Raw genomic sequence first — 23,592 nt, 5'->3', positions numbered from 1 at the left:
GCGCCCCCTTATCCGGTGGGGGCACGCGAACGCGCACCGGTAGCCTGGTGGGGTGATTGACCTTCGCCTGCTCCGTGAGGACCCCGACCGTGTTCGCGCCTCCCAGCGCGCCCGTGGAGAGGACGTCGCGCTCGTCGACGCCCTGCTCTCCGCCGATGAGCGGCGCAGGTCGTCCGGCGTCCGCTTCGACGAGCTCCGATCCGAGCAGAAGGCGCTCGGCAAGCTGATCCCCAAGGCCACCCCCGAGGAGCGCGCCCAGCTCCTGCAGAAGGCCGAGCAGCTCAAGACCGACGTCAAGGCCGCCGAGGCCGAGCAGAACGAGGCCGACGAGACGGCCAGGCAGCTGCTGCTCCAGCTCGGGAACATCGTCCACACGGACGTCCCGGTCGGCGGCGAGGAGGACTTCGTCGTCCTCGAGACGCACGGCACCATCCGCGACTTCGCGGCCGAGGGCTTCGAGCCCAAGGACCACCTGGAGCTGGGCGAGGCGCTCGGCGCCATCGACGTCGAGCGGGGCGCCAAGGTCTCCGGCTCGCGCTTCTACTACCTGACCGGCGTCGGCGCCCTCCTGGAGCTCGCCCTGGTCAACGCCGCGATCGCCCAGGCCACCGAGGCCGGCTTCATCCCCATGCTGACCCCCGCGCTGGTCCGCCCGCGCGCCATGGAGGGCACCGGCTTCCTCGGCCAGGCCGCGGAGAACGTGTACCACCTGGAGAAGGACGACTACTACCTCGTCGGCACCTCCGAGGTCCCGCTCGCCGCGTACCACATGGACGAGATCATCGAGGCCGACAAGCTGCCGCTGCGGTACGCGGGCTTCTCGCCCTGCTTCCGCCGCGAGGCCGGCACGTACGGCAAGGACACCCGGGGCATCTTCCGCGTCCACCAGTTCGACAAGGTCGAGATGTTCTCGTACGTCGCGCCGGAGGACGCGGAGAACGAGCACAAGCGGCTCCTGGAGTGGGAGAAGCAGTGGCTGACCTCCCTGGAGCTGCCGTTCCAGGTCATCGACGTCGCCACCGGTGACCTCGGCGCCTCCGCCTCCCGCAAGTTCGACTGCGAGGCGTGGATCCCGACCCAGGGCAAGTACCGCGAGCTGACCTCCGCCTCGAACTGCGACAGCTTCCAGGCCCGCCGCCTCTCCGTCCGCATGCGCGACGACAAGGACGGCAAGAAGGTCGTCCAGCCGCTGGCCACCCTGAACGGCACGCTGTGCGCCGTACCGCGCACGATCGTGGCGATCCTGGAGAACCACCAGCTGCCCGACGGTTCGGTGCGGGTGCCCGAGGTGCTCCGCCCGTACCTCGGCGGCCGCGAGGTCCTGGAGCCGATCGCCAAGTGAGCCCCTTCCCCTACCGCCTGGTCGCGACGGACCTCGACGGAACGCTGCTGCGGGACGACGAGTCCGTCTCGGACCGCACACGGGACGCGCTCGCCGCCGTGACGGCGGCGGGTGCCGCGCACATCGTGGTCACCGGCCGGGCGGTGCCCTGGACCCGGCACGTCCTCGACGACCTCGGCTACCAGGGGATCGCGGTGTGCGGGCAGGGCGCGCAGGTCTACCACGCCGGTGAGCACCGGCTGCTGACCTCGCTGACCCTGGACCGGCAGCTCGCGGCGCTCGCCCTCTCCAAGATCGAGGCGGAGGTGGGCCCGCTCGCGGTGGCCGCCAGCCGTGACGGTCTGGACGGCGACGTCCTGATGGGCCCCGGCTACCGGCCGCTGGGAAGGCCGATTCCGTACGTGGCGTACGAGGACCCGGCGGAGCTGTGGTCGGCGCCGCTGACCAAGCTGTACATCCAGCATCCGACGCTGACCGACGACGAGCTGACCCGGATCGCGCGGGGCACGGTCGGCGGGCTCGTGGACGTCGTCATGGCGGGCCCGGGCATCGTGGAGATCCTCCCGCTCGGCCTGAGCAAGGCGACCGGTCTGTCGCTCGCGGCGCGCCGGCTCGGCGTGAAGGCCGCGGAGACGATCGCCTTCGGCGACATGCCGAACGACATCCCGATGTTCGGCTGGGCGGCGCACGGCGTGGCCATGGGCAACGCGCACGAGGAGCTGCGGGCGGTGGCGGACGAGGTGACCGCCTCGAACGAGGAGGACGGCATCGCGCTCGTCCTGGAGCGCCTGCTCTCGGCCTGACCGGCCGGCTTCCGCACGAAGGCCCGCTCCCCCGAGGGGAGCGGGCCTTCACGGTTCACGGCCCGCGCGGACCGGGGTCCACGCGCTCGAAGCGGCCGCACCCGGGGGGATCCCCCGTGTCCCCCCGTGCAACTAGTGTGCGCCGGGCGGGCGTTCGACGGCGACTGGTTTTCCCGGGGGCGGCGCCCCGCGGGTCAGCGGGTAGCAGCCGAGGCCGATCGCCAGCGAGATCGCGTGGCCGAGGTCGGTGTAGGTGCGGTCGGCGGCGAGCGGTACGAGGAAGAACGCCGTCACCACGGCGAGGTAGAGCCAGCGCCAGGGCGTGGGCAGCCGGTAGGTCAGGATGCCGGCCGATGCGGCGAGGCCGTAGCTGACGCCGATGTCGACGACGTGCGCCATGCTGCGCGGCACGTCGTGGAGCTGGATGGCCGCCAGGACCACCTGCTGGCTGATGAGCGTGGCCGCGACGTGGGCGCCGGCGACGGTGAGGAACCATTTCGGGGTGCCCAGCCAGCGTTCCACGGGGGCGTGGAAGACCTCGAAGAGCACCGCGTACAGCAGGAAGTCGGCCGGGTTCTCGATCCAGAACGCACTGCCGAGCAGCGCCCGCATCGGGTGGTGTGCGAGCTGGTACAGATTGCTGCTGTTGCGGTGCAGGAGATAGGTCTCCAGGCCGTGCGGGGAGAGCGCGATGACGAGGCTGGTGATCGCGATGACCGCCAGCCACACATGCGTACCGGGTGACGAACGCACCCACGACCTGATCGGCCGGGACGGTTCGCCACCCGGTGAGGTTTCGCTCGGCACCTTTCAGTGCCTATCACCCGGAGCTTGGAGAAACCTCAGAAATTGATCATGTGTCCGGCAATACCGTGGATCGCTTCCTTCACGGCCTCGCCGAGCGTCGGGTGCGCGTGCACGTTCCGGGCGACCTCGTGGACCGTGAGGTCCCACTGCTGGGCCAGCGTCAGCTCGGGCAGCAGCTCGGTGACGTCGGGGCCGATCAGGTGGGCGCCGACGATCTCGCCGTACTTCGCGTCGGCGACGATCTTCACGAAGCCGGTCGAGTCGCCGAGGCCGTGCGCCTTGCCGTTCGCCATGAACGGGAACTTGGCGACCTTGACGTCGTAGCCCTTCTCGCGCGCCTGGGCCTCCGTGTAGCCGAAGCTGGCGATCTGCGGCTGGCAGTAGGTCGCGCGCGGGATCATCGGGTAGTCGAGCTCCATCGTCTCGGCGTCCGCGATGGTCTCGGCGGCGATGACGCCCATGGCCTCGGCGGTGTGCGCGAGCATCAGCTTCGCGGTGACGTCACCGATGGCGTAGATGTGCGGCACGGAGGTGCGGCAGCGGCCGTCGACGTCGATGGCGCCGCGCTCGGTCAGGGCGACGCCGGTGCTCTCCAGGCCGTAGTGGGAGACGTTCGGCGCGAAGCCGATGGCCTGCAGGACCTTGTCGGCCTCCAGGACCTTCTGGACGCCGTCCTTGCCGGTGACGGTGACGCGGACCTGCGGGCCGGACTCGTCGATGGCCTCGACGCGGGTCGAGGTGAGGACGTCGATGCCGAGCTTGCGGTACTGCTTCGCGAGCTCCTTGGACACCTCCTCGTCCTCCAGCGGGGCCATCCGGTCGAGGAACTCGACGATGGTGACCTTGGTGCCGTAGTTGTTCAGGACGTACGCGAACTCGATGCCGATCGCGCCGGCGCCGGCGATGATGATCGACTGCGGGGCGTCCTCGGCGAGGATCTGCTGCTCGTACGAGACGACGCGGTCGCTGAGGGCGGTGCCGGGCAGCAGGCGCGGGGAGGCGCCGGTGGCGATGATGCAGTTGTCGAACGTGATCGTCTGCGTGGTGCCGTCGGACTTCGCCACCTGGAGGGTGTTCGCGTCGAGGAAGGTGCCCCGGCCGTCGAACTCGGTGATCCCGTTCTTCTTCATCAGGAAGTGGACGCCCTTGACGCGGCCGTCCGCGACCGTGCGGCTGCGGCTGAACGCCTCGCGGTAGTCGAAGGTGACCGTGCCGTCGACCTTGATGCCGAAGGTCTTGGCCTCGTGGTTGAAGATGTGGGCGAGCTCGGCGTTGCGCAGCAGCGCCTTGGTGGGGATGCAGCCGACGTTCAGGCAGACACCGCCCCAGTACTTCTCCTCGACGACCGCGACCCGCTTGCCCAGCTGGGCGGCGCGGATGGCGGCGACGTAGCCGCCGGGGCCAGCTCCGAGTACGACGACGTCGAAGCGGTCTGACATGACTGACTCCCGAGGGTGGTGAGGGTGTTCGGCACACGTACGAGCCCACAGTAGTCCGGTCGCTGCGGCCCGGTCGGGGACGCGAGGGAGGTCACTTGTAGGATGACTGGGCAACCGGGCGAATAGAGGATTTCGATGGCACTGAAGGCGGCGGGGCGGACCTCGCTGGTGGACTCCGTGGTGGAACAGCTGCGCACGCAGCTCACCGACGGGGAGTGGGCGGTCGGCGACCGCATCCCGACCGAGCACGAGCTCGCGCAGCAGCTCGGCGTCGGCCGCAACACCGTCCGCGAGGCCGTGCGGGTCCTGGTCCACGCGGGCCTCCTGGAGTCCCGCCAGGGCAACGGCACCTTCGTCAGGTCGACCGCCGACCCGGCCGCGGTGCTCCGCGGGGTCCGGCACGCGGGCGCGGCCGACGTCCTCGAACTGCGGATCGCCCTGGAGGCCGAGGCCGCCCGGCTCGCGGCCGCCCGGCGCGACGCCGACGACCTGCGGCGGCTGCGGGACGCCCTGACCACCCTGCGGGAGGAGGGCGACCGGGACGCGGACGCGGACCTCGCCTTCCACCTCGCGCTCGTCGGCGCGACGCACAACGCGGCCTTCGTCGAGGTGTACCGCTTCTTCTCCGCGCAGGTGCACGAGGTCCTCGTGGAGGCCCTCGGCGACCGCGAGATGCCCCCGGTCGACATCGACGCCCACGAGGCCCTGGTGACGGCCGTCGAGTCCGGCGACCAGGACGCCGCGGAACGTGAGGCCCGCGAACTGCTGCGGGTCCCGATGGAGGCGGTCACCGCGCTGACGGAGCAGGCCGAGTGAGCCGGGGGACGCGCACGGACGCGGACTCCGGAGCGGGTGCGGGTACGGCCTCGGGCCTTGGCACGGGTACGGGTTCCGGGGCCGGTACGGGCCCGGCGGCGCGGGGCTCGGGGGCACTTACGGACGCCGGGGCGCGGGGCTCGGGGGCACTTACGGACGCCGGGGCGCGGGGCTCGGGGGCACTTACGGACGCCGGGGCGCGGGGCTCGGGGGCGCGTACTGACGCGGGTTCCGGGGCGCGGGTGGGCTCGGGCCGGGCGGCGGGGGGCTCCGGGGCGCACCCGCGGCGCGCTCTGTTCGCGCGCCCCGCCGTGCTCCTCGTCGGGATCGTGTTGGCATCGCTCAACATGCGGGTCGCGTTGGCGAGTGTGGCGCCGCTGGTCGGGGAGATATCCGACGCCTTCGGGCTCTCGTCGACCGCGACTTCGCTCGTGACCTCGGTGCCGGTGCTCTTCCTCGGCCTCGGCGCCCTGGTGGCGCCCTGGCTCGGACGCCGGTTCGGCGCCGAGCGCGTGCTGTTCGCGGCGCTGCTGCTGCTCGGCGTCGGCATCCTCGCGCGCGTCCTGCCGTCCGTGTACGCGCTGTACGGCGGCGGGATCCTGGTCGGCACCGCGATCGCCCTGCTCAACGTGCTGATGCCGGGCCTGATCAAGCGCGACTTCCCGGACCGGGCCGCGTCGATGACCTCGGTCTACACGGGCGCGATGATCGCCGGCGCCACGGCCGCCGCGGCCGCCGCGGTCCCGCTGGAGAAGGCCCTGGGCGGCGGCTGGGAGGCCTCCCTGGGCTTCTGGTCGCTGCTCGCCGCCGTCGCGGCCCTCGCCTGGCTCCCGCAGGTGCTGATCGCCCGTGGGCGGTCGGGACACGGCGTACGGGCCGTGCCGGCCGGCGGCGCCCGCCCGGTGAGCGTCTGGCGCTCGGCGCTCGCCTGGCAGGTCACCCTCTTCATGGGACTGCAGTCGCTGTGGTCGTACGTGCTGATCGCCTGGATGCCGACGATCTTCACCGACCACGGGATGAGCCGCTCCACCGCCGGCGTGGTCTTCGCCTTCAACAACCTGATCCAGGTCGCCGGCGCCTTCGCGGTGCCGCTGCTCGCCGGCCGGATGCGCAGTCAGCGTCCGCTGATCGTGCTGGTCACGACGTTGGTCGCGGCCGGCTACGCAGGACTGATGGTGGCGCCCGTGGAGGGTGCCTGGCTCTGGTCGGCGGTCCTCGGTGTCGGTCAGGGCGGCGCCGTCGGCCTCGCCCTGACACTGATCGTGCTGCGCTCCGGGGACGCGCTGACCGCGGCCGGGCTGTCCGGGATGGCCCAGACGGTCGGCTATCTGATGGCCGCCGCCGGGCCGCTGGCGGCCGGCGCCCTCCACCAGGCCACCGGCTCCTGGACCCTGCCGATCGCGCTGGTCCTCGCCGTCTGCGCGGCGGCCGCGGGCGTCGGACTGCTCGCCGCCCGGGACCGCACGGTCTGACGCCCCCGGGGGCTCCTACTCCTCGCCGGCCAGCTTCAGCGTGCGCAGCTTGCGGCCGGCGAACCAGGTGGCGCCGAGGGTGACGGCGACGAGCAGCACCGTCGCCGTCGGCAGGGCCACCTCGGACTTCACCAGGCCGTCGCCGGTGACCTTCTCGGCCAGCGCGAGCGCCCACTGCTGGACGCTGAGGGTGCGGGCGCCGGAGATCAGGGAGCCGAAGAGCGCCTCCCACACCAGGGCGTAGACCAGGCCGATCACCACGGCGTGCCGGCTGACCGTGCCGAGCAGCAGGAAGAGCGCGCTGTAGGCGATGGAGGCGACGAGCGCGGCGACCGTGTAGGCGACGGCGACCTGCTGCCCGTTCCCGTTCAGGATGAAGCCGGCGATCAGCGTCGGCACGGCCGAGAAGACCATGGTGACGGCGATGGCCACGATCAGCTTGGTGGTGATGATCGTCGACCGCTTCACCGGCTTGGAGAGCAGGTAGACGATGGAGCCGTCGTCGATCTCCGGGCCGATCGCGCCCGTGCCGGCGATGACGCCGATCAGCGGGACCATCGTGGCGAGCGCGAAGCCGCCGAGGAGGTCGGCCGCGACCTGGTCGTCCGCGCCGTTGAGCATGCGGACGGCCGCGGCGATGACCAGGAGCAGGGCGGGCAGGAGGAAGAGGATCGCCGCACGGCGGCGGCCGAGGAGGGCCCGGTAGGTGAGCCGGGCGACAGTGGGGTCGTACATCGGGGTCGTACTCCTTTCAGGCCGCGACGAGATACGAGAAGACGGATTCGAGGGACTCGTCGGAGGGCGAGACCGTGAGCAGCCGGATGCCGCGCTCCCGCGCGACCTTCGGCAGCAGCTCGGTGAACCGTCCGAAGTCGACGGCCTGGATCCGCAGTCCGCCGTCCACCGCGTCGATCTCGATGCCGGCCGTGGACGGGTCGGCGATCAGCGCGGCGGCGAGCGCCCGGTCGTCGCTGGAGCGGACGAGGTAGCGGTGCGGCCGGTCGGTCATCAGCCGGCGGATCTTGCGGAAGTCGCCGGAGGCCGCGTGCCGTCCGGCCACGATCACCTCGATGTGGGAGGCGAGCTGCTCGACCTCCTCCAGGATGTGCGAGGAGAACAGGACCGTGCGGCCGTCCGCGCCCATCCGCCGCAGCAGGTCCATCAGCTGCATGCGCTGGCGCGGGTCCATGCCGTTGAACGGCTCGTCGAGCAGCAGCACGGACGGCTCGTGGACGAGGGCCGAGGCCATCTTCACGCGCTGCCGCATGCCCTTGCTGTACGTGGCGATCTTCCGGTCCTGCGCGTACTCCATCTCGACCGTCGCCAGGGCCCGCTGGGCCTCCGCGGCGCCGAGGCCCTGGAGTTCGGCGTTGGCCACGACGAACTCGCGGCCGGTGAGGAAGTCGTACATCGCCTCCCGCTCGGGGACGACGCCGATGGAGCGGTAGACCGACTCGTTGCGCCAGACCGGCTGGCCGTCGAGGGTCACGCTGCCGGTGGACGGGTCGAGGAAGCCGCCCATCATGTTGATGAGGGTGGACTTCCCGGCGCCGTTGGGGCCGAGGAGGCCGGTGACGCCGGGGCCGATCGACATCGTGATGTCGTTGACCGCCACCACGTTTCCGAACCAGCGCGAGACGTGGTCGATGTGCAGGGTGCTCACAGTCCGACCTTTCGGTAGCGGCGCATCAGGATGCCGTAGCAGGCGGCTACGAGGCCGAGGACGACCAGCAGGTAGACCGCGCCGGTGCCCGCACCGACCTGCATCTCGCCGGGGAAGGAGGCCGGAGCGCCGAGGAACGCGTTCTGCAGGCCGATGACGAGGGTGAGGGGGGAGAACAGGCCGAGCCAGATGATGGAGCCGGTGTTCTCGGTGGTGTACGAGATGCCCTGGAGGGTGGTGACCGCACCGTACGAGATGGTGAGGACGGCGATGACGGCGGCGACGCCGAAGCCGCGGCGCGGGGTGAGCGCGGCCATGACCAGGCCGACGCCGGCGAAGAGCACCGACAGGACGGCGACGGAGACGAGGCCCTGCCCGAACAGCTTGGCCTGCTCGGCGAAGTCCATCTTGGCCAGCATCGAGCCGATCCACATGATGACCAGCGGCGTGGCGGTGAGGACGAAGAGCGCCGAGGCCATCGCCCCGTACTTGGCGAGCACGTAGTCCACCCGCTCGATGGGGCGGGAGAAGTACAGCGGGACCGTGCGGAACCTCAGGTCGCGGGAGACCGACTGGGGCGCCTGGGAGGCCAGGAAGACGGCGATGACGAGCTGGAGGTAGACCGCGTACTGGGTGTACTCCATGAAGAGCTTGTCCGCCTTGGTGTACACCGAGATCGCGACGATGATCAGCGCGGGCGCGCACATCACCGCGAAGAGCAGCATCGGCAGCACCTTCGACTTGGCGCTGCGGCCGAGGCCGTACGCCCCGCGCAGGGACTGCGAGAAGAGCGCGCGGCGCGCGTACGCCCGGCCGAGGCGCGGGCCGTCGTAGGACCGGTAGCCGATGTTGTGGATCTGGGTCGTTTCGGGGGCCTGGGAGCTCATCGAGCCGGCACCTCCTCCTGGTCCGTCGCCTTGAAGACCTCGGCGATGTGGTGGCGGCGCTGCTCCATGCGGACGAGACCGAGGCCGAGGCCGGCGACGGTGTCCCGCACGAGGTCGTACGTCTCCTCGCCCGGGGCCTCCAGGAGCAGGACGTGGCCGGCGCCCGGCAGGCCGTCCTCCACGCCCGCGTGGATCGTCACACCGGCGGCGGCGAGGGCGGCGCGGAGCGAGGCCGCGCCGTCGGGGTGGGCGTCGGAGTCGGTGACCTCGACCGCGAGCGTCGTGGTGGTCCGGGTGAAGTCGCTGGTGGAGCTGGACCGCAGCAGCCGGCCGCCGTCGATGACGACGACGTGGTCGCAGGTGCGCTCCAGCTCGCCCAGGAGGTGCGAGGTGACGAGGACGGAGATGCCGAAGTCGGTCCAGACCCGGCGGATCAGTCCGAGCATCTCGTCCCGGCCGACCGGGTCGAGGCCGTTGGTCGGCTCGTCGAGGAGGACCAGCTTCGGGTCGTGGACCAGCGCCTGGGCCAGCTTCACCCGCTGCTTCATGCCCGTCGAGTAGCCGCCTATCGGGCGGTAGCGCTCCTCGTACAGGCCGACGTGGCGCAGGGTGTCGGCGGTCCGCTCCCGGGCGGCGGTCGCGGGCAGCCCGGACATCCGCGCCATGTGGACGACGAACTCGGTGGCCGAGACGTCCGGCGGGAGGCAGTCGTGCTCGGGCATGTACCCCACGCGCTCGCGGATCTCCGGGCCGTGGGTCCGGACGTCGAGGCCAAGGACCTGCGCGCTGCCCTCCGTGGCGGGGGAGAGTCCGAGCAGGATCTTGATCATCGTGGACTTGCCGGCTCCGTTGGCACCCACCAGTCCGGTCACACCGGGCCCGATGTCCAGGGAGAGCCGGTCGAGAGCGGTCACCCTGGGGAACCGCTTGCTGAGGCTTTCGGTGGCGATCACAGTCACGCTTCGACGGTAGTGGCGTGCGCCACAGGAGTCGTCAGACCAACGGCCCGATCCTTCTCCCACTTCAGGAGTACAAGCCCGTAAGGGCATCACGACGAAAGTCTTTTTCCCCGGGCCGTCGGTCGGTCCCTCCGCCGGACTTTTCCACAGGCCGCCGTCCGACCCCTTGACTCAGCCTCCGGGCATTGTCACATTCATCGGTGTCAAGTTACGGACGCGTAGCGCAGCCGGGCGCTCACACACGGACGGCGGGTGGCATGGCCTCAGCAGTGACAGGCGAACTCTCCGCGGAGCTGCGGGGGTTCAGGGAAGTACAGCGGCTCTCCTACGAGTGCGCGGAGGCCGTCGCGGCCCAGCTCAAGCCGGGCGTGACCGAGCGCGAGGCCGCCCGGATGCAGCGGGAGTGGCTCTACGAGCGGGGCGTGAAGGACTGGTTCCACCGGCCCTTCGCCTGGTTCGGGGACCGCACGGCGTTCGTGGACTTCAGGATCCCGCTGCAGTTCTTCCCCACCGACCGGCGCCTGGAGGCGGGGATGCCGTTCATCCTCGACATGGCGCCGGTCTACAAGGGCTACACGGCCGACATCGGCTACAGCGGCTGCCTGGGCCTCAACCCCCTGCACGACAAGCTGCTCGCCGACCTGGAGGCCCACCGCGAGCTGATCCTGCGCGAGGTGCGCGAGCGCCGCACGCTGCGCGAGATCTACGAGGACGTGGACCGGCTCATGGTCCGCCAGGGGTACGCGAACAGGCACCGGGCCTATCCCTTCGGCGTCATCGCCCACAAGATCGACCGGGTGAAGGAGCGCCGCTGGGCGCCGACGCTCTTCGGCTTCGGCACCCAGTCGCTCAAGGGCCTCGCGAGCGACGCCGTGCACGGCCACCGGGACGGCTGGTCGCCGCTCTGGTCGCCGTACAAGTTCTCCGACCACCCGCCCGTGCCCGGGCTCTGGGCGGTCGAACCGCACCTCGGATTCCGGGGGACGGGCGCGAAGTTCGAGGAGATCCTGGTCGTCACCGACTCCCGGGACCCCGAGCAGAGCGCTTTCTGGCTGGACGACGATCTGCCGCACGTGCGGCGCTGGAACGAGGGAGCGGTCTGATGGCGGGGCTGAACGGAGCGCGGGAGCGCTGGGTGCGGACGGGCGGGATCGAGCTGTGCGTCGCCGAGCTCGGCGACGCGGACCGGCCGACCGTCCTGCTCGTGCACGGGTACCCGGACTCCAAGGAGGTGTGGTCGGAGGTCGCGGGCCGGCTGGCCGAGGAGTTCCACGTGGTGCTCTACGACGTCCGGGGCCACGGCCGGTCGACGGCGCCGGTCCCGCTGCGCGGCGGCTTCACCCTGGAGAAGCTCACGGACGACTTCCTCGCGGTCGCCGACGCCGTCAGCCCGGACCGCCCGGTCCACCTGGTCGGCCACGACTGGGGCTCGGTGCAGTCCTGGGAGTTCGCCACCGTGCGGCGCACCGAGGGCAGGATCGCCTCCTTCACCTCGATGTCGGGGCCCTCGCTCGACCACTTCGGGCACTGGATCAAGCAGCGGATGACCCGGCCCACCCCGCGCCGCGTCGGTCAGCTCCTCGGCCAGGGCGCCAAGTCCTGGTACGTGTACATGCTGCACACGCCCGTGCTGCCGGAGCTCGCCTGGCGCGGGCCGCTCGGCAAGCGCTGGCCGAAGGTCCTGGAGCGGATGGAGAAGGTCCCCGCCGGGGAGTACCCGACGCCCTCCCTGCCGAACGACGCGGCGCACGGCGCCTGGCTCTACCGGGACAACGTCAGGGCCCGGCTCGGCAGGCCGCGACCCGACGCGTACGCGCACGCGCCCGTGCAGCTGATCACGCCGACCGGGGACGCCTTCCTCTCCGAGCGGCTCTACGACGACCTGGGCAGCTGGGTGCCGGACCTGACCCGGCGCACCCTGCCCGCCAAGCACTGGGTGCCGCGCACCCGTCCCGACCAGCTGTCCTCCTGGATCGCCGATTTCGTGCGGGCCAACGAGGACGCGGCGACCAAGGCGCCGAAGCCCGTCGCGGAGGCCGCGGCGAAGGGCGGGGTGAAGCCGGAGTACGCGGAGCGGTTCGGCGGGCAGCTCGTCCTGGTCACCGGGGCGGCCAGCGGCATCGGGCGGGCGACCGCCTTCGCGTTCGCGGAGGCCGGCGCCCGGGTGGTGGCCGTGGACCGGGACACCGAGGGGGCGGCCCGCACGGCCGAGATGGCGCGTCTGATCGGCGCCCCCGAGGCCTGGGGCGAGACGGTCGACGTCGCCGACGAGCAGGCGATGGAGCAGCTGGCGGCGAAGGTGGCGGCCGAGTACGGCGTCGTCGACGTCCTCGTCAACAACGCGGGCATCGGGCTCACCGGCTCCTTCTTCGAGACCTCCGCGGAGGAGTGGAAGCGGGTCCTGGACGTCAACCTGTGGGGCGTCATCCACGGCTGCCGTGTCTTCGGGGCGCAGATGACCGCGCGCGGCCAGGGCGGCCACATCGTCAACACGGCCTCGGCGGCGGCCTTCCAGCCCTCCCGGGCGCTGCCCGCGTACAGCACGTCGAAGGCGGCGGTGCTGATGCTCAGCGAGTGCCTGCGCGCCGAGCTGGCCGACCAGGGCATCGGGGTCTCCGCGATATGCCCCGGCATCGTCAACACCAACATCACGGCGACCGCGCGGTTCGCCGGGATCACGGACGCGGCGGAGGAGAAGCGGCGGCAGCAGAAGGCCTCCCGGCTGTACGGCCTGCGGAACTACCCGCCGGAGAAGGTCGCGGACGCGATCCTGGGGGCGGTCCTGCACGACCGGGCCGTCGTCCCGGTGACGCCCGAGGCCCGGGGCGCGCACTTCCTGTCCCGGCTCAGCCCGAGGGCCCTGCGGGCCCTGGCCCGCTGGCAGCCGCCGGCGTAGCGGACCGGCGGTCGTACGATCCCTCCCAGGAGGGGCCTCGCGGTGGCGGGGTGGAGCATGCGGTCGGTGGGAGCGGGTTTGTCCGAGCAGTCAGCACAGCCGGAGTACCGGATCGAGGATCTCGCCCATCACAGCGGGGCCACGGTCCGGACGATCCGCGCCTACCAGGACCGCGGCCTGCTGCCCCGTCCGGAGCGGCGGGGCAGGTCGAACGTGTACGGGGACGCGCATCTCGCGCGGCTCCGGCAGATCGCCGACCTCCTCGACCGGGGCTACACCCTGGCCTCGATCAAGGAGCTCCTGGAGGCCTGGGACACCGGCCGGGGGCTCGGCGGGGTGCTCGGCCTGGTCGCGGAGGTCCACGGGCCGTGGACGGACGAGGAGGCGGACCGGATCTCCCGCGCGGAGCTGGACGCCCGCTTCGGGGGCACGCCGGACGAGGAGGCCATCCGGGAGGCCGTCGAGCTCGGCGTGCTGGAGCGGCTGCCGGGCCGGGAGGGCCGGGGCGAGGAGTACCTCGTGCCGAGTCCGCAAGAGCTGGCGGTGGCCGCCGAGTTGTACGCGGCGGGCGTGCCGCTCGCGGCGATCACCGGGCACCTGAGGGAACTTCGCGATCAGGTCGAGCACATCGCGTCCCGTTTCCTGGAGTTCACGACCGAGCACGTCTTCGCGCGCTATCTGGAGCACCGGCCGCCGACGGACGCGGACGCGGCCGAGGCGGCGACGATGGTGCGGCGGCTGAGGCCGCTCGCCCAGCAGACGGTGGACGCCGAACTGGCGCGGGCCATGCGCCTGCTGGCCACCCGCCACCTCCAGTTCCATCTGTCGCCGGAGCCACCCCTGGTGAGGGACGACCAGCCGCGTCCGGTGTCGCTTCCGGCCGGGACGATACGGGCCGTTCAGAGCCTGGTCGGCGCGGAGGGCATCGAGGCCTTCATCGCGGCGGCCACGGAACGAGAGGTCAACAAAAGAACATTGGACGCACTTGCCGCAAGACAGTACAAAGACGAGGAAATTGGTTAAATGCCTTGACCTGGCAGCCCCGTTGTCCACAGAATCTCCAATTCGCTTGTGGATAACTCCACTTGCTTGTGGATCAAACCTGAACGGGGAAGAAATCGAGATGGATGAACGACGCACCGTGAAGGTGTCGAAGTACCTCTCCAAGCATCTGCGTCACCAGCCCGAGCGCATCGGGCTCGTCCTCGACGCGCACGGCTGGACCGAGATCGACGACCTGCTCCGGGCCGCCGCCGAGCACGGCTTCCGGATCACCCGCGCCGAGCTCGACCACGTCGTGGCGACCAACGACAAGAAGCGCTTCGCGATCGAGGGCACCCGCATCCGCGCGAGCCAGGGCCACACCGTCACGGTCGACCTGGACCTGCCGGCCGCCGAACCGCCCGCGTACCTCTACCACGGCACGGTCGCGGACCGGCTCCCCGCGATCCGGGCGGAGGGGCTGCGGCCCATGGCCCGCCACCACGTCCACCTCTCCCCCGACCGGGAGACGGCGACCCGGGTCGGCGCGCGCCGGGGACGGCCCGTCGTGCTGAGCGTCGACGCCGGAGCCATGCGGCGGGCCGGGCACGTCTTCCACGTCAGCGCCAACGGGGTCTGGCTGACCGACGCCGTCCCGCCGGAGTTCCTCCGTTTCCCCTCCTGAGCCGGACGGCCCCCACGGGCCGTGCGGCATGATCGCTCCCATGGCTCACCCGCACCTGCCCACCACCGAAGCGGCCGTCACCGCGATCCGCGAGATCGCCCGGGAGTTCCACCTGGAGATGACGGTCGACGACTCCATCGGCGCGGACCAGACGTCCCGGCGCACCTCCTCCGGCGCGTTCGCCGTCCTCGACCCGGACGGATCGCTGCCGCACGAGGCCTACGTCGAGCTGGGCGGCTCCCCTTCGGTCACCGTCCAGGTCTTCCCCGAGGACGACGCCCGGATCACCGTGGACGGGATCGAGTTCGCGGACGTCCCCCGCGACGCCGTCCCCGCCTTCCTGCGCTCCGTCCACGGCGGACTCGCCCATGTGAAGGGCCGGTTCTTCCCGCCCGGCTGGTGGCTCGTCGTCCCGGTCCCCGGCGACGTGACATACAAGGAACTGGTGCCCGGCGCCTCGCTCACCCCCTGGATGAACAAGAGGGTCCGCTGATCCCCCCTCGATCCGGCCCGCTTGCGCAGGTCAGCGGCTACTCTGACCCACCGCATCCGACATGGTGAGAGGAATTCCAAGTGGTGGCTCCGACTGCGCTGAACTCGGTGATCGACGGCAAGGAGGTCCCCGGCGGCGGTGACACCTACGCCTCCCTCAACCCCGCGCGCCTGAGCGATGTCGTCGCCGAGGTCCGGCTGGCCGACTCGGCGACGTTCCAGGACGCCTGCGCGGCGGCGCGGCAGGCCCAGCGCGAGTGGGCGCGGGTCCCGGCCCCCGTGCGCGGCCAGGTCGTGGGCGCCTTCGGGCGCCTCGTCCAGGCCAACAAGGAGAGCCTGGCGCGCCTCGTCACCCGCGAGGTGGGCAAGACGTACGCCGAGGCGCTGGGCGAGGTCCAGGAGATCATCGACACCTGCGACTTCTTCCTCGGCGAGGGCCGCCGCCTGTACGGGCAGACGGTCCCCTCCGAGATGTCCGACAAGCAGCTGTTCACCTTCCGGATGCCGGTCGGCGTGTCCGTCATCGTGACGGCGGGCAACTTCCCGGTGGCGGTGCCGTCCTGGTACATCGCCCCGGCGCTGCTGTGCGGCAACGCGGTGGTGTGGAAGCCCGCCGAGTACGCGGCCGCGACCGCGCGCGCCCTCGCCGAGCTCGCCTGGCGCGCGGGCGTCCCGGCCGGCGTCCTGAACCTGGTCTACGCGGACGGCGAGACGACCTTCGAGGGCCTGGACGCCGCACTGGGCCGCGGTCTGGTCGACAAGGTCGGCTTCACGGGCTCGACGCTGGTCGGCCGCCGGATCGGCGAGCTGTGCGGCCGCCACCTCCAGACCCCGTGCCTGGAGCTGGGCGGCAAGAACCCGATGGTCCTCGCCCCCGACGCGGACCTGGACCTGGCCGTGCAGGCCGCGCTGTTCTCCGGCTACGGCACGGCGGGCCAGCGCTGCACCTCGCTGGGCACGGTCATCGCGCACGAGGACGTGCACGACGAGTTCGTCCGCAAGTTCGACGAGGCGGTGCGGGCCGCGGCGGTGGGCGAGCCGGCCGAGGGCGTCGTCTACGGCCCGCTGCTCGACGAGAAGTTCGCGCGCTCCTACGAGGAGGCGCTGAGCTGGATCGAGGAGCACCACACGGTGCTCGGTTCGAGCGCGATCGGCCGGATCACCGCCGAGTCGCCCCGCGAGGGCTTCGTCGGCGACCCCTCGGACGGCCTGTACTACCACCCGGTGCTCGTGGCCGGGGTTCGCCCGACGGACCGGATCTTCCTGGAGGAGACCTTCGGGCCGGTCGTCGGCGTGACCACGTACCGGACGCTCGACGAGGCGATCGAGCTCGCCAACACCCCGGGCTACGGCCTCTCCGCCGCCGTCTGGACGAGCGACCCGGCCACGGTGTTCCAGTTCCGACAGGGCATCGGCGCGGGCATGGTCAGCGTGAACAACTCCACCTCGGGCGCCGAGGCCCACCTCCCGTTCGGTGGCAACGGCAAGTCCGGCAACGGCAGCCGCCAGTCCGGCGTCTGGGTCCTTGACCAGTTCACCCGCTGGCAGTCGATGAACTGGGACTTCTCCGGTTCGCTGCAGAAGGCCCAGATGGACGTGGCGACCGTCGAGGCCGACCTCGACTACCGCCTGCCGGCCGACTGGACCGAGGGCGTCTGACACGGCCAACGGGGCAGTTCGCCGTGTTTCACGTGAAACACGGCGAACGGGTCCGGGCGGTGTTTCACGTGAAACACCGCCCGGACCCGCACTTCTGGCGATCCCTCAGGACCTGTACGTGTGCGTGACGACCGTCCTCGCGTGGCCCACCGTCCAGTCCGGCAGCGCCGCCAGGGCCCGCTCGGCGTCCTCGCCGGTCTTCAGGAAGACCTGATCGACCTGGATCTCGACGGGGCCCTTGCGGTCGACGGCCAGCGTGTGGCCGTCGAAGCGGCCGACGACGTCGATCACCGCCTCCTCGCTCTCGAAGGGCCGGCCGCCGATGGAGAGACCGGGGCCCGTCACCGTGACCCTGATCAGCTCCGCGCGGTTCGCGCCGATCGTGATCCGGACGGGCGCGGTCGCACCGGCAGTGTCGACGGAGACCTTCCCCTCGGGTACGGACACCTTCCGTGCGGCGAGCCCGCCGTCGCGGACCCGCAGACCCGTGTCACTGGCGACCCGGTCGACGACCCCGAGGCTCTCGGGCGTGAGGTAGTCGCGGCCTTCGAGCACGATCCGCGGGTCCTTGCCGTCGGTCTGCTCCTGGAACGCGCTGACCAGCTTCGGGTGCGCGCTGTCGTAGGGCTGGACGAGTCCGACCACCAGGAGAGCGCAGGCGGTGTACGCGAGCACGGCCAGGCCGGACCGGCGCGGCGGGCGGCCGGCGTGGGCGGCGAACGGCGCGAGGACCAGCGCCAGCGGGACGGCGACCAGGACGCACGCCACGGCGAGGGCCGCGTCCATGGGGATGGCGGTCGGCATCCGGCCCACCATCGGGACGGCCAGCTCGAACAGGTTCCGGGTGAACTGGGCGATCAGCACGAACGACACGAACGCGCCCACGAGCAGCGGCACCGCGCGCCAGCGGCCCGGAAGCACCAGGAAGCCGCCGATGGACAGGACGGACAGGACGGAGCCGATCCACAGCAGATAGCCGGGCCCGACGCCCAGCCAGGCGGTGAGCACGCCGAGCAATCCGACCGCCCAGGCGTTGCCGAGCAGGGCGGTACGGGCGTCCGGCCGCCCGGCACCGTCCGGAGAACGGCGGCGGCGCCGGCGCGCCAGGAGCAGCTGCGGGGCGAGCGCCCCGAGGACGGTGAGGGGCAGGGGCACCAGGTACATCAGCCAGGGGTGCGCGTACCAGGCGTGCGGACCGACCAGGGACTGGGCACCGCCCACCAGGACACCCGTGAGCACGGCCGCCGGGAGGCCGAGGAGCGCGGCCCCGGCGGTGGCCGCCACCCGGCCGGGACGGAGGTCCCAGACCTTGCGGGCCCGCCAGGTCAGCGCGGCCAGGACGAGGAGCAGGGCGAGGGTGCCGGACTTCACGAGCAGCGGGTCCAGGGTCACCCACCAGCGGGACAGCACGTCGAAGTAGTACGGGGCGGGCTTCCGGCCGGCCGGGGCGGCGGCCCCCGTGACGTCGGAGGCGAACCGGACGGTCAGGTCCGTGACCGCCTGCGCCGAACCGTCCCCGATCGCGGCGACCCGGTCGTTCGGCGTGTGGTACTGGTAGCCGTCCTCGAAGAGGGCGTAGTCGAGGCCCGACCACCCCTGGGCGCGCCACACCCGGCTGTCGGTGTCGGAGTTGATGAGGCCCGCCTGGAACAGCCACTGGCCGAGGACCGAGCCGTACGGCCGCGCGGTGTCGCCCGCGAGCTCGATCAGCCGGCCGTCGTCCTCGCCCGCCTGGAACAGGATGGGCAGTCCGCCCGAGCCGACGGCCTCCAGGTTCAGGAACCAGCGGACGTCCTTCGCCCACGGGTGCCCGGTGAAGGCGTCGGCGCCGGTGAGGCCGACCTCCTCGCCGCCGTTGAAGAGGTAGACGACCGTGCGGTGGTGGTCCTTGCCGGCCAGCTGCCGGGCGGCCTGGATCACCGCGCCGACGTTGACGCCGTCGTCGGCGGAGCCGGGGCCCTCCATCGCCGAGTCGACGTGGACGTTCACCAGGAGGGCGTCCTTGCTGTCGCCGGGCTGGCGGGCGATCACGTTCTCGACGGCGTAGTCGACGGCGCGGTCGTGGAAGCGGTACGAGCCGGTGGAGCGCTGCCGCTCCACCTCCAGGCCCGGGATCGCCTTCAGCTCGCGGGAGACGAGGTCGAGCCCCTCCGCGAGCTTCGGGCTCGCGGCGACGTGCGTGCCGAGGTCCTCCAGCCGCTGGGCCGTGGCCAGCGCGCCCCGGCCCGCCTCCCCGTCGGGCGCGGGACGGGTGGCCCCGTACGCCAGCGAGAAGGAGACGGCCAGGAGCGCCACGAGGACGGTCCAGGTCCCGGCGAACCGCCGGGCACCGGCCGGACGGCCGGAGGCAGCACCGGACCGACCGCCGGCCGCACCGCCCGGCCGACCGGCGTCCGCACCGCCGGGCCGACCGTCAGCCAGGCCGTCGGACGGAGCCGGGCCGTCGGCCCCGGAGGTTCCCGGGTCCTCCGACGGGGGCTCGTCGGCCGTTCCCGGCCGGGACTTCAGCATGCTCATCGCAGAGCCCTCTCCCTAGGTCATTCCCCGGACTGCGGCAGCTGCCGCAGTTCCCGCCACCACGTGCGCAGTTCGCGTACGACCGTCTCCTCGCGCTCGAGCGTGAGCGCGTGCGCCGCGTCCGGGACGCGGACCAGCGAGGCCTGCGGGACGGCGCGCTCGATCTCCTCCGCCGTGGCCCGCATGCCGAGCGTGTCGGCGTCGCCGACGAGCACCCGCACCGGCACGTCGAGCTTCGCCAGACGGTCGGCCGCGGGCTCGGGCCGCGTGAAGTCCGGAGTGTCCTTCTGCTGCGTGTAGTTGAGCCGCAGCATCTCGGCGACCGCCTCGCGCACGGCCGCCCGCTCGGGCGCCTGCTCGCGGCCGGGGCCGTCGACGAAGAGCCGCACCTCGAGGGCGATCAGCTCCTCGACCGTCCGGGGGACGTCGGCCGGCTCGGCGGTGTCCCAGGCCTCCTCGGCCTCCCCGACGGCTTCGAGCAGCGGGCGCTCCTCGTCCGCGACCGGGGAGTCGAAGCCCGAGACGTCGGGCGCGAGCAGGAAGAGGCCGTCCACCCGCTCGGGGTGCGCGAGGGCGAAGTCGATCGCGAGTCGCGCGCCGCGCGACTCGGCCACGAGCACGGTGGACTCGAGACCGTACGCGTCGAGGACGCTCCCGAGGTCGGCGAGGTCGGAGAACTCCCCGTCCAGCGTCGTCGTCGACCGGCCGAAGCAGCGGCAGTCGTAGGCGACGGAGAACATCTCCTCGCTCAGCGCCTCCATCAGCGGGTGCCACATCTGGCCGTGGGCGATGCCGGAGTGGACCAGGACGGCCGAGGGGCCGGCCGGGGCGCCGCTGCTCACGGCGTGCAGGGTGCCGCCGGGGACGGTGAGGGTACGCGTTTCCATGCTCATCCTTCGATTGACTGCAAGGGGCGGGTGTCGGACCGCTGATGACAGCCGACCACGAACGAGGCGACTTCCTCGACGTGTTGCAGGAGGAACATGTGACCGCCCTCCCACATCCGGACGGGGCAGTCGCCCTGCCCGTGCGCCGCCCAGGCCGTGAGGCCCTCGACGGGCACGCCGGGGTCGTCGGTGCCCCCGATCGCGTACACCCGGGCGGAGAGCTCGGGGCCCTCCGCGTACCGGTAGCCCATCGCCATCCGGTAGTCGGCGCGCAGGCCCGGCATGACGAGTTCGAGGAGGTCGGGCTGGGTGAAGAACTCGGGGGGCGTCACCCCGTGCGAGCGGAGGCTGGAGAGGATCTCGGCGTCCGTGGGCACCGGCCGGGGCGGCAGCACGATCGGCGCCACCATCCCGGACGCGATCAGGCAGTCGACCGGGCGGGAACGCTCCTGGAGGAGGCGGGCCAGTTCGAACGCGACGAGCGAGCCGAAGCTGTGTCCGAACAGGGTGGTCGGCCGCTCGTCCGCGCCGAGCTCGTCGGCCAGGGTGCGGACGAGCAGCCCCATGTCGTCCAGGGGCTCTTCGAGCATCCGGTGTTCGCGTGCGGGCAGATGGGGTGCCCACAGCTCCACCTCGGGGGGAAGCCATCGGGTCCAGCTCTCGTAGACCGTGCCGTTGCCGCCCGCGTAGGGCAGGCACACGATCCGGCTGGTTCCTTCACCGGCGCTGAGCCGTCGGAGCAGGGTCATGACGGACGATCAGCCCCGGGCGCAGCGCGGACGCATGTCGGTCCACACGGTCTCGATGCGGTCGAGGCACTCGTCCTTGCTGGCGGCCGGGCCGTCGGCCTCCCAGCCGGCGGGCAGCTCGCGGTCGCTGCGCCAGATCGAGTACTGCTCCTCTTCGTTGACCACGACGACGTAGTCGGGCTCTGCGGTGGTCACGCTCATGGGGTTACCTCTTCGGGTGTCGGACGGACGAGGGTGGGGGCGGCGGGGGCGGGCGCCGCGGAGAGCCGGCGGCCGTAGCCGGCGAAGACGAGGCTGATCGCGATGGAGGAGACCGCGATCACGGCCAGGGTCACGGAGCCGGAGGTCGCCTCCAGGGCGATGCCGGCCGCCAGGACGGACAGGGGTTTCAGGCTGAAGGCGGCGACCTGCGCGGTCGTCGTCACCCGGCCGAGGAGCTCGTCCGGGGTGAGCCGCGCCCGCAGCGTGCTGTAGACGATCGCGGAGAGCGACTCCCCGCCGCCGGCGAGGAAGACGACGCCGAGGGCCAGCGGTAGCGACGCGGTGCCGCTCAGGACGAGCAGCGCGACGCTCCCGAGGACCGTGCCGGCGCACATGACGGCGACGGTGGCGGCCTTCATCCGCGAGGCGAGCACGGCGCCGGCGATCGCCCCGACCGCGTAGACCGCGATGATCGACCCGAGCACGCCGGGCGACCAGCCGAGGTCCTCACGGATGAAGTACGTGGCGCAGATGACGACCGGCGAGGTGAAGAAGGTGACCGCCGCCCAGTAGAGCAGCGCCGCCCGGAGGAGCCGGTGCCCGGCGATGAACCGGAAGCCCTCCAGGACCTGCCGGCGCATCGGCGCGGGCGCCTGCTCCCGCGCGCTCTGCATCGGGCGGCGGATCAGCATCAGGGAGACCGCCGACACCGCGAAGGTCAGCGCGTCGACCGCCAGGGTGCCCGCCCCGCCGATGCCCGTCACCAGGACACCGGCGAGGGCGGGGCCGGCGATGTAGCCGAGCGCGTTGCCGATCGACAGGAGCGAGTTGGCCTCGCCGAGCCGTTCGCGGCCGACCAGCGAGGGCACGCAGGACAGGCAGGCCGCCTCGAAGACGGCGTACAGCACACCGACCGGCACGGCCACCGCGTACAGCACCGGCAGCACCGGCAGATCCAGCCAGGCGGCCAGCGGGACCGCGCCGACGAGCAGCGCGCGTCCCACGTCCGACCAGAGCATCATCCGCCGCCGGTCGAGCCGGTCGGCCCAGGCGCCCGCGGGGACGCCGATCAGCATCATGGGCAGCGCCGACAGCATGGCGATCACGCCCATGTGCAGTCCGGAGCCGGTGAGGGCCAGGACGAGCAGCGGCAGGGCGGTCTTGCTCAGCGCGTCGCCGAGCGCCGAGGCGCCCTGGCCGCCCGCGAACAGCAGGAAGTCGCGGTCCCGCAGCAGGTTGTGGCCCACGGCCGTGGCCGTGCTCGGAGGTGTGCTCACGGTCAGGCCCAGTCGTCCCAGTCCTTGGCGCCGGTCACGTTGCGCAGACCGCCCTGGGACTTGAAGTACATCTGCGCCAGGTAGCGCTCGGGGATGCAGGTCAGCCAGCCGAGCGCGTTGTCCTCGCCGACGATCTGGTGGCTGTACGAGATCGAGGTGTCCATGGCCTCGATGGCGTGCCAGTAGCCGCTGGGGACGTACAGCGTCTCGCCCGGGTGCAGGACGGTCTCCTCCACGACCACGTCCTTGAAGCGCGGGTGGCGCGTCAGGTCGGGGCGGCGGTAGTCGACCTGCGCCATGCCGAACTGGCGGCGGAACGGGCGCGGGTACAGCTTGGCGTGCTGGTCCGGGGAGACGAAGTAGCAGCGCTTGCGGCCGACGACCTGGCTCAGGTAGGCCGCGGTCTGCATGCCGTCGCTGTGGAACGGGGTGACGGTGCCCTTGCTGCCGACGAACATCACGGACGCGACCCGGGAGGACACGGTGGAGCGGGAGGCGCCCTTGCCGCTGCCGCGGTTGAGGAAGAGCTTGGCGAGGTACAGGCCGAACAGCTTCGCCGGGTTGACCGTGCCCGCCGGCAGCTTGGCCTTGAAGCGGATGTCGGCCCAGTTCGGCGCCAGGTCGGGGAGGTCGTAGTCCTCCTCGAGGCCCGGGTAGTGCTCGACCATCCGGTGGACCGGGTAGGCGCGCAGGTAGTAGGCCTTGCCCTCGTCGGTGTTCTTCTCGATCTCGTCGAGCAGGGCGGACAGCTTCATCCCGCGGAAGCCGCCGACGTTGCCGAGGATCAGCTCCTTGTCGAGCCGCTGGAGGTTGGCGTGGATGTCCAGGTCGCCGAAGTGCTCGCGGAAGTAGTCCAGGCTCCAGCGCTCCATGGCCGGCCACTCGTCCATCAGGCCGGTGATGATGGCGGGCTTGCGCTTGTACACGTACTCGCGCTTGAACATCTCGGGGTCGGGGTTGTGGAGCCGGTCGATGGCGTCGATCTTGACGGTCGCCTCGGGGAAGATCGTGCCGGCGACGGCCGCGTCCTGCTCGGTCTGGCTGATGGTCATCGTGGGTC

At 71.9% G+C, this 23,592-nt stretch carries 22 protein-coding genes; 10 read left to right on the top strand and 12 right to left on the bottom strand.

The window, feature by feature from the left end:
* The first annotated feature begins 52 nt into the window (after positions 1–52).
* Positions 53–1,342, top strand: a complete 1,290-nt coding sequence (gene serS / locus GGE06_RS16730) for a serine--tRNA ligase (RefSeq protein ID WP_116159906.1) — start codon at positions 53–55, stop codon at positions 1,340–1,342.
* A complete protein-coding gene (locus GGE06_RS16725) occupies positions 1,339–2,145 on the top strand; it encodes an HAD family hydrolase (RefSeq protein WP_116159907.1) in 807 nt (268 codons plus the stop codon). The genes serS and GGE06_RS16725 overlap by 4 nt, the downstream gene beginning before the upstream one ends.
* A 132-nt stretch (positions 2,146–2,277) precedes the next feature.
* Here the strand turns inward: GGE06_RS16725 and GGE06_RS16720 are convergent, their stop codons facing one another.
* Both GGE06_RS16720 and lpdA read right to left on the bottom strand, forming a co-directional pair.
* Positions 2,278–2,952, bottom strand: a complete 675-nt coding sequence (locus tag GGE06_RS16720; protein ID WP_116159908.1) for a rhomboid-like protein — start codon at positions 2,950–2,952, stop codon at positions 2,278–2,280.
* Positions 2,953–2,987: 35 nt separating this feature from the next.
* Positions 2,988–4,391, bottom strand: coding sequence for a dihydrolipoyl dehydrogenase (gene lpdA / locus GGE06_RS16715; protein ID WP_116159909.1), 1,404 nt, complete (start codon positions 4,389–4,391; stop codon positions 2,988–2,990).
* Positions 4,392–4,526: 135 nt separating this feature from the next.
* Between lpdA and GGE06_RS16710 the strand changes: the two genes are divergently transcribed.
* The gene (locus tag GGE06_RS16710; RefSeq protein ID WP_116159910.1) at positions 4,527–5,207 is read left to right on the top strand and encodes a FadR/GntR family transcriptional regulator; all 681 of its coding nucleotides are present in this window, start codon (positions 4,527–4,529) and stop codon (positions 5,205–5,207) included.
* Between the two features lie 242 nt (positions 5,208–5,449).
* Complete coding sequence (locus GGE06_RS16705; RefSeq protein WP_116159911.1) at positions 5,450–6,679, top strand: CynX/NimT family MFS transporter; 1,230 nt, start codon at positions 5,450–5,452, stop codon at positions 6,677–6,679.
* Positions 6,680–6,694: 15 nt separating this feature from the next.
* Here GGE06_RS16705 and GGE06_RS16700 read toward each other — a convergent pair whose 3' ends face one another.
* Genes GGE06_RS16700 through GGE06_RS16685 form a run of 4 tightly spaced genes read right to left on the bottom strand, consistent with a single transcriptional unit; the run spans position 6,695 to position 10,182 of the window.
* The gene (locus tag GGE06_RS16700) at positions 6,695–7,414 is read right to left on the bottom strand and encodes an ABC transporter permease (RefSeq protein WP_184931145.1); all 720 of its coding nucleotides are present in this window, start codon (positions 7,412–7,414) and stop codon (positions 6,695–6,697) included.
* A gap of 16 nt (positions 7,415–7,430) precedes the next feature.
* Entirely contained in the window at positions 7,431–8,342 is a 912-nt protein-coding gene (locus GGE06_RS16695; RefSeq protein ID WP_116159913.1) for an ABC transporter ATP-binding protein, read from the bottom strand.
* Positions 8,339–9,229: an ABC transporter permease gene (locus GGE06_RS16690; RefSeq protein ID WP_116159914.1), complete on the bottom strand. Its 891-nt coding sequence runs from the start codon at positions 9,227–9,229 to the stop codon at positions 8,339–8,341. Before GGE06_RS16690 ends, GGE06_RS16695 begins: the two co-directional genes overlap by 4 nt.
* Positions 9,226–10,182, bottom strand: a complete 957-nt coding sequence (locus tag GGE06_RS16685; RefSeq protein ID WP_184931242.1) for an ABC transporter ATP-binding protein — start codon at positions 10,180–10,182, stop codon at positions 9,226–9,228. Before GGE06_RS16685 ends, GGE06_RS16690 begins: the two co-directional genes overlap by 4 nt.
* Before the next feature lie 263 nt (positions 10,183–10,445).
* Here GGE06_RS16685 and GGE06_RS16680 point away from each other — a divergent pair, with 263 nt between their 5' ends.
* The 6 genes from GGE06_RS16680 to GGE06_RS16655 all read left to right on the top strand — a co-directional run bounded on the left by GGE06_RS16680 (position 10,446) and on the right by GGE06_RS16655 (position 16,901).
* Complete coding sequence (locus GGE06_RS16680) at positions 10,446–11,291, top strand: M24 family metallopeptidase (protein ID WP_116159916.1); 846 nt, start codon at positions 10,446–10,448, stop codon at positions 11,289–11,291.
* Positions 11,291–13,084 (top strand): SDR family oxidoreductase, encoded by a 1,794-nt coding sequence (locus tag GGE06_RS16675; RefSeq protein WP_116159917.1) that lies wholly within the window; start codon positions 11,291–11,293, stop codon positions 13,082–13,084. The genes GGE06_RS16680 and GGE06_RS16675 overlap by 1 nt, the downstream gene beginning before the upstream one ends.
* A 57-nt stretch (positions 13,085–13,141) precedes the next feature.
* Positions 13,142–14,107 carry a MerR family transcriptional regulator gene (locus GGE06_RS16670; protein ID WP_116165415.1) on the top strand — a complete coding sequence of 322 codons (966 nt, stop codon included), beginning with the start codon at positions 13,142–13,144 and terminating at the stop codon, positions 14,105–14,107.
* A gap of 100 nt (positions 14,108–14,207) precedes the next feature.
* Entirely contained in the window at positions 14,208–14,750 is a 543-nt protein-coding gene (locus GGE06_RS16665) for an RNA 2'-phosphotransferase (RefSeq protein WP_116159918.1), read from the top strand.
* A gap of 40 nt (positions 14,751–14,790) precedes the next feature.
* Entirely contained in the window at positions 14,791–15,243 is a 453-nt protein-coding gene (locus GGE06_RS16660; RefSeq protein WP_116159919.1) for a hypothetical protein, read from the top strand.
* Positions 15,244–15,323: 80 nt separating this feature from the next.
* Positions 15,324–16,901 (top strand): aldehyde dehydrogenase family protein, encoded by a 1,578-nt coding sequence (locus GGE06_RS16655; RefSeq protein ID WP_116159920.1) that lies wholly within the window; start codon positions 15,324–15,326, stop codon positions 16,899–16,901.
* Between the two features lie 105 nt (positions 16,902–17,006).
* On the opposite strand, the gene GGE06_RS43430 is transcribed toward GGE06_RS16655, so the two are convergent.
* Genes GGE06_RS43430 through GGE06_RS16625 form a run of 6 tightly spaced genes read right to left on the bottom strand, consistent with a single transcriptional unit; the run spans position 17,007 to position 23,584 of the window.
* Complete coding sequence (locus GGE06_RS43430; RefSeq protein WP_184931144.1) at positions 17,007–19,418, bottom strand: M28 family peptidase; 2,412 nt, start codon at positions 19,416–19,418, stop codon at positions 17,007–17,009.
* Between the two features lie 20 nt (positions 19,419–19,438).
* On the bottom strand, positions 19,439–20,305 hold the full coding sequence (locus tag GGE06_RS16645) for an alpha/beta fold hydrolase (protein WP_184931143.1): 867 nt from the start codon (positions 20,303–20,305) through the stop codon (positions 19,439–19,441).
* A gap of 2 nt (positions 20,306–20,307) precedes the next feature.
* Positions 20,308–21,054, bottom strand: coding sequence for a thioesterase II family protein (locus GGE06_RS16640; protein WP_116159923.1), 747 nt, complete (start codon positions 21,052–21,054; stop codon positions 20,308–20,310).
* Between the two features lie 9 nt (positions 21,055–21,063).
* Positions 21,064–21,255 (bottom strand): MbtH family protein, encoded by a 192-nt coding sequence (locus GGE06_RS16635; RefSeq protein WP_116159924.1) that lies wholly within the window; start codon positions 21,253–21,255, stop codon positions 21,064–21,066.
* A complete protein-coding gene (locus tag GGE06_RS16630; protein WP_184931142.1) occupies positions 21,252–22,532 on the bottom strand; it encodes an MFS transporter in 1,281 nt (426 codons plus the stop codon). The genes GGE06_RS16635 and GGE06_RS16630 overlap by 4 nt, the downstream gene beginning before the upstream one ends.
* Positions 22,533–22,534: 2 nt before the next feature.
* Positions 22,535–23,584, bottom strand: a complete 1,050-nt coding sequence (locus GGE06_RS16625; protein ID WP_116159925.1) for a cupin-like domain-containing protein — start codon at positions 23,582–23,584, stop codon at positions 22,535–22,537.
* Positions 23,585–23,592 lie beyond the last annotated feature (8 nt).

This window comes from Streptomyces nymphaeiformis (genome assembly GCF_014203895.1).
GTDB lineage: Bacteria > Actinomycetota > Actinomycetes > Streptomycetales > Streptomycetaceae > Streptomyces > Streptomyces nymphaeiformis.
This window is presented reverse-complemented; position numbering and strand designations above follow the sequence as displayed.